This window comes from Paracoccus sp. P2, from assembly GCF_046335115.1.
Taxonomy (GTDB): Bacteria; Pseudomonadota; Alphaproteobacteria; order Rhodobacterales; family Rhodobacteraceae; genus Paracoccus; species Paracoccus pantotrophus.
The window spans coordinates 1-5,311 of record NZ_JBGOSN010000097.1 but is presented as its reverse complement, the minus strand read 5'-3'; the positions used below and the strand labels follow the sequence as shown (position 1 = coordinate 5,311).

The window sequence follows — 5,311 nt, the reverse complement described above, 5'->3', positions numbered from 1 at the left end:
CCCCCGATAGCCTCGGAGGCATCATGACCATCAGCGTAAGGGGGGTCATTTTTGGAAGCCGATTACCCCGTTACGGGGTCAATTTTGCACGCCGGTTCACAATCCCGTGCTCGGCGCACCACTTCAGAATGGCATTCGAGGTCAGCTCTGTTCCGTTGTCGGATACGATCATACCGGGTCGACCACGCCGTTCGATCAGCGCGGTCGAGGATGTCGCACGCTGCACGGTAGAGAGGTTGATGCGCAGCCTGGGGATCAGGGGTCCGGCCCGGCCCGGCGACAGGGTGCCCACCGATGGCGGGGTAGTCGACGGCTCGTCCTATGTCGACGAGTCGATGATCACCGGTAAGCCGGTGGCGGTCGCCAAGGAGGCCGGATCGGAAGTCGTCGACGGCACGATCAACAAGACCGGGGCCTTCTCGTTCCGGGCGACCAGGGTCGGTGCGGAGACCGTGCTGGCGCAGATCATCCGCATGGTCGAAGAGACGCAGGGCTCGAAGTTGCCGATCCAGGCGCTGGTGGACAAGGTGACGGAGGGGTTCGTGCCGGCCGTGATGGCGGTTGCCGCGCTCACCTTCCCTATCTGGCTGTTCTTCGGACCCGAGCCCGCGCTCACCTTTGCGCTGATCAACGCGGTGGCCATGCTGATCATCGCATGTCCCTGCACAATGGATCTGTCCGTTTGCGCACAGACATTCATCAAACCCGCAAGGGGACTCTGCGCAAACGGACAGGTTCTCAGGCGAGATGCACAGCGCCGACTATGCCCCCGCTGCGGATTCCGACATCACCGGCCCGGTGGGCCATGACCCGAGGAAAGAGGTGGCGACCAAGCCACAATCATGATGTCCTCGTCGAGGAAGCGACTGTAATGCTGGGCGATGTCCGACTGAGCCAGGTAGGGGATTTATTGTTTCAGTTCGCCTGCAGCACCGCGCTCAGGAACTGCTGGGTGCGCTCTTTTTCGGGAGTCTCGAAGATCGTCGCCGGCGCGCCTTGTTCCTCGATACTGCCCCCGTAGAAGAAACAGACCCGGTCCGAAATCTCGCGCGCGAAACCCATCTGGTGGGTGACCATCAGCATCGTCAGGCTGTGCTGGTCCACCAGCGAACGGATGACGTTGGTGACCTCGCCGATCATCTCTGGGTCAAGCGCTGACGTCACCTCGTCGAACAGCATCACCGAGGGGCGCATGGCCAGCGCCCGGGCGATCGCTACGCGCTGCTGCTGTCCGCCCGACAGGCGCGAAGGGTGCTGATCGGATTTTTCGGACATGCCCACCATGCCTAGCAACTCGAGAGCCCGCTCGCGCGCCTCGTCCTTCGGCAGGCCCAGAACCTGCACCGGACCCTCCATGCAGTTTTCCAGCGCGGTCATGTGGGGAAACAGGTTGAAATGCTGGAAGCACATACCGATCTTCGCGCGCATCCGGCGCAGGTGCCGCTGGTTGGCGCGCACCAGCTTGCCGCCTTTTTCCATATGGGTCAGCGGCTCGCCGTCCACATAGATCACGCCGCCGTCGATCGTTTCCAGCGTCATCAGCGAGCGCAGGACGGTGGTCTTGCCCGACCCCGACGGCCCGATGATCGTGACCATCTCGCCCGGCGCCACGTCGAGATCAAGGCGGTCCAGCACCGTCAGGTCGCCATATTTCTTGGTCACGTTGCGGAAGCTGACCATGGGGATGTTGTCGCCTTCCAGCTTCAGCGGATAGCGGCCCGTGTCGTCATTCATTTCGTCAGTCCCAGTCTGCGACGGAGCGAGATCTCCATTTGCCTTACCAGCCAGGCGGTCGGCAGCGAGATGGCAAGGAAGATCAGCCCGACTATAGTGTAAGGTTCCAGGTACCGGTAATGCTCGGCACCTACTGCGTTGGCCGTGTGCATCAACTCGCCCACGCCGATCACCGACAGCATCGGCGTGTCCTTGAAGATGCCGACAAGATAGTTGCCCAGCCCCGCCCATGCCGTAGGCAGTGCCTGCGGGATGACGATGCGGCGGTAGGTCTTGAGGGTCGACATATTAAGGGCCTTGGCGGCCTCCCACTGGCCTTTGGGCACGCTTTCAATGCCGCCGCGATAGACCTCGGAAAGATAGGCGGCATAATGCAGGCCGATGGCGGCCAGGCCGGCCGTCCAGGGCGACAGGTTCAGCCCGAACTGCGGCCCGACATAATAGACAAAGAAGACCTGCAGCAGAAGCGGCGTGGAGCGGACGAACTCGACCACCTCGCGCGTCGCCACGGTGAGCACGCGCCAAGGCGTGCGCTGCGCCAGCGCGAATATCAGCCCCAGCACCAGAGCGACTGCATAGCCGCCCCCGGCTGCCAGGAGCGTTTTGCCCGTCGCCCCGATCAGGCGCGGAAGAATTTCGAAGGTAAATTCCCATCTCCATTCGAACATGACTCAGGCCCTTCCTATTCTGCGGGCCATCACCCGTTCCAGCCACCGCATCAGCGGCGTGACGACGAAACGCGCGAAGATATAGTAGATCACCAACGCGGTTCCGAATGCCTGGGCGGAGAGATAGGTGTTGTTGTTGATCTGCCGCGTCTCGAACATCAGATCCGGAACCGAGATCAGCGCGACCAGCGCCGTGCCCTTCAGTATCTCGACCATCAGATTGCCCCAAGGCGGCAGCATGATGACCAGCGCCTGGGGCAGGATGATGCGCCACATCCGCTGCGCGGGCGACATGTTCAACGCCAGCGCCGCCTCCCACTGGCCTCGGGGGACCGACTGGATTGCGCCTCGGACCAGCTCGGCTCCGTAGGCGCCATAACAGAGACCCACCGCGAGGAAACCGGCGACGAACTTCTCGAGGCTGACCCCGAGCAGCGGTAGGACGAAGAAGAACCAGTAGAGCTGCACCAGAAGCGAGGTGCCACGGAATATCTCGATATAGACGGTGGCGACGGCCTGTAGTGGCTTCAGCTGCGCCAGTTTGATCAGGCCGGAAATTATCGCGGCGGCGACTGCGACCAGTGCCGCCAGGACGAACTGTAGAAGCGTGATCAGGGAGCCGTCGATCAGCCGGTCGCTGTAGTTGCCGAGGAATTCTAGATAGGACATCGGCCCTCGTGGCGTCGTGTTGCGTCCTCATGCGGACGAAAAAACCGGACGGCGCATATTTCGCCGTCCGGGTCGATTGGGCGAGCTGCGCGCCCGCTCAGTCGGCCTTGCAGGCCTCTTCCGTGGTCTGCCCTGTGGGCAGGTAGGCCGCGATGTAGTCGTCGGGCGTGACGGTCTCCATCATCTGCTCGCTGCCCAGGTATTCCTTCAGCGCTTCGTTGAACTTCTCGCGGAATTCGTCGTCATCGGGGTGGAAGCCAACGCCGACGACCTGCTTTTCGCGGCCGACGAACTTGGTCGGATCGGACATTTCGAACCCATCGAACGAATCCGCTCCATGTTTCGCTTCCAGCACGTTCGTTGCCGAGGCGGCCACGCGTCCGGCCCGCAGGGCCGCCAGCGCCTCTGTCGGGCCGGGCACTTCCATGATGTTACGTTCCGGAACGCCCGCGGCCTTGGCGTCACCCAGCGTGTTATAGCCTGAGGGCGCCACCATCTTCAGATCCTTGTCGATCAGATCCTGATAGGTCTCGATGTTCTCGGGGTTGCCCGCGGGGACGACGAAGGCATCGCCAAAGGCCCCGATCGGTTCGGAGAAATCCATGTTCTCGCAACGCGCCTTGAGGATGTACATGCCACCGGTGACGATATCGACACGCCCGGCCCTGAGGCTGGGGATCAGTCCCGACCAGTCGGTCAGCACCGGTTCAATATCGGTGTATCCCATGTTCTTCAGAACATCGATGGTGATCCCGTTGACGAAGCCCTTTGGCGAGCCGTCATCGCCCTGATAGGCCCAGGGCGGCGCAGCCGCGAAGCCAAGCCGGATAGATTCGCCGGCCTCGATACGGTCTTCGAGGGGGCCAGCGGCGATCGCTCCGGCGGCCAGAGTCCCGAGCATCATCGTCGCTGCGGTGATCCTGCACATGCGCCTGACTGATTGCATCTCTTTCCCTTTCTGGTTCGTTCGACAATCGATATCGACACGTACGAACCAACCCGGAACGAAAAGCATCATCGACTGTGTGGTTGGCCTTAAGCATGAAATATATGCCCGCCGGTCGCAACCCGGAATCCCGGATGGTGCTGTCGCGGTCGCCAAGGGCGCGCCCGGGATGGCGATACATATCCTTGAAAACAAGCTGTTATGCACACCCTCGCGTGGTTGTGCCCGGTTCACCAAAAGGCACGATACGGCGACCTGTGCCATCCTCGTCGCACAGCGACTCCCCCGCCGCACCTTGCTATCGTGAACCTTTGAACCGGATGAGCTTGGCCTGCGGCTGGGGCGTCTGGTGCTTCCCTCGAGTCATTTACTCGGACGGCTCTTGACCTGCGTCCGCAGATCCGGCGAGGCAGGCTTGGTCCGTACGACCACGAAGGATGGTCACGACTGCGCTCCCGCGCTCACCCCAACCATCGCGCCATCGCCCCGACATAGCCCTACTTGATCATCGGACATCAGCTTCTCCGTTCGTTTCAGAAAAACTAATGCTTTCAATAAGACGCGCGGAGTCTCCGTTTCCACGCCTCTCCACGCCTCCGCGCCGCTCCGCAGTCGGTCCTAGCTTGCTCACACACAACCTCGCCTTGCAGCGTATCGCCCCGCTGCTGTGGATGCGGGCGGGGGCGGAGAGCCGCCGCATCGCCGACCTGCCGGCCACCGGGTGGGAGGTTGCCGATGCCTATACGGCCTGCTGGTCGATCTGGACCACGCCAGCGCCTTTTGCGACGCGGTCGCCGCCCAGGCCGGGCTGCGCATCGCCTATATCGTCACCGACGATGATCGCCGCTTTCAGGCGGTGGCCCGGTCCCTGCCGGACAGCGTCGAGCCCGTGCGGTTCTACGAATCCTACCTCTCCAATTTCCGCTTTTCGATGGGCCGCTGAACCTGCTGACCGGCATTTGCCCTTGCGGCAACTGCGGCGGGGCCATGACGCTGCGCACCGGCAAGAACGGCCGATACCGCTATTATGCCTGCTCGATCCGGGCGCGGCAGGGCGAAACCGGCTGCAAAGGCCGCGCGATCCCGATGGACAAGCTCGACCGCATGGTGGTTACCTTCACCGCGCGCAGCACTACCGCCTCGTAGGCAGCCAGATCGGCGCGGAAGATAAGGAAGGCTTGGCGCGGCGCGCCGACTCTGTTGCACAAATTGACTGACGGTCAGAGTTCCCCTTTCCCCCGACGGAGTCATCCCACGGCTTGAGTTTCGGGTATGCCGAGTGCGGTGAAGCCGT

At 62.5% G+C, this 5,311-nt stretch carries 6 protein-coding genes and 1 pseudogene; 3 read left to right on the top strand and 4 right to left on the bottom strand.

Annotation, left to right across the window (positions count from 1 at the left end; all coding sequences use genetic code 11):
- Nucleotides 1-269 precede the first annotated feature (269 nt).
- Nucleotides 270-716: pseudogene (locus ACDP63_RS24165) on the top strand (heavy metal translocating P-type ATPase); the annotation flags it as partial.
- Nucleotides 717-915: 199 nt separating this feature from the next.
- On the opposite strand, the gene ehuA reads toward ACDP63_RS24165, so the two are convergent.
- The 4 genes from ehuA to ACDP63_RS24145 form a co-directional block, all read right to left on the bottom strand.
- On the bottom strand, nucleotides 916-1,734 hold the full coding sequence (gene ehuA, locus ACDP63_RS24160) for an ectoine/hydroxyectoine ABC transporter ATP-binding protein EhuA (protein ID WP_028710977.1): 819 nt from the start codon (nucleotides 1,732-1,734) through the stop codon (nucleotides 916-918).
- Nucleotides 1,731-2,402: an ectoine/hydroxyectoine ABC transporter permease subunit EhuD gene (gene ehuD, locus ACDP63_RS24155; RefSeq protein ID WP_028710976.1), complete on the bottom strand. Its 672-nt coding sequence runs from the start codon at nucleotides 2,400-2,402 to the stop codon at nucleotides 1,731-1,733. Before ehuD ends, ehuA begins: the two co-directional genes overlap by 4 nt.
- Nucleotides 2,403-2,405: 3 nt before the next feature.
- Nucleotides 2,406-3,071, bottom strand: coding sequence for an ectoine/hydroxyectoine ABC transporter permease subunit EhuC (gene ehuC / locus ACDP63_RS24150; protein ID WP_028710975.1), 666 nt, complete (start codon nucleotides 3,069-3,071; stop codon nucleotides 2,406-2,408).
- Between the two features lie 97 nt (nucleotides 3,072-3,168).
- On the bottom strand, nucleotides 3,169-3,999 hold the full coding sequence (locus tag ACDP63_RS24145; RefSeq protein WP_197029496.1) for a transporter substrate-binding domain-containing protein: 831 nt from the start codon (nucleotides 3,997-3,999) through the stop codon (nucleotides 3,169-3,171).
- A 739-nt stretch (nucleotides 4,000-4,738) separates the two neighbouring features.
- Here ACDP63_RS24145 and ACDP63_RS24140 point away from each other — a divergent pair.
- Both ACDP63_RS24140 and ACDP63_RS24135 read left to right on the top strand, forming a co-directional pair.
- The gene (locus ACDP63_RS24140) at nucleotides 4,739-4,960 is read left to right on the top strand and encodes a hypothetical protein (RefSeq protein ID WP_024846230.1); all 222 of its coding nucleotides are present in this window, start codon (nucleotides 4,739-4,741) and stop codon (nucleotides 4,958-4,960) included.
- Nucleotides 4,921-5,163: a recombinase zinc beta ribbon domain-containing protein gene (locus ACDP63_RS24135; RefSeq protein WP_081750616.1), complete on the top strand. Its 243-nt coding sequence runs from the start codon at nucleotides 4,921-4,923 to the stop codon at nucleotides 5,161-5,163. The genes ACDP63_RS24140 and ACDP63_RS24135 overlap by 40 nt, the downstream gene beginning before the upstream one ends.
- The last annotated feature ends 148 nt before the right edge of the window (nucleotides 5,164-5,311 follow it).

What these genes read in the sequence shown, in the direction of transcription:
- ehuD (WP_028710976.1), bottom strand. Translation starts at nt 2,402, where the DNA reads ATGTTCGAATGGAGATGGGAATTTACCTTCGAAATTCTTCCGCGCCTG.
- ehuA (WP_028710977.1), bottom strand. Translation starts at nt 1,734, where the DNA reads ATGAATGACGACACGGGCCGCTATCCGCTGAAGCTGGAAGGCGACAAC.
- ehuC (WP_028710975.1), bottom strand. Translation starts at nt 3,071, where the DNA reads ATGTCCTATCTAGAATTCCTCGGCAACTACAGCGACCGGCTGATCGAC.
- ACDP63_RS24145 (WP_197029496.1), bottom strand. Translation starts at nt 3,999, where the DNA reads ATGTGCAGGATCACCGCAGCGACGATGATGCTCGGGACTCTGGCCGCC.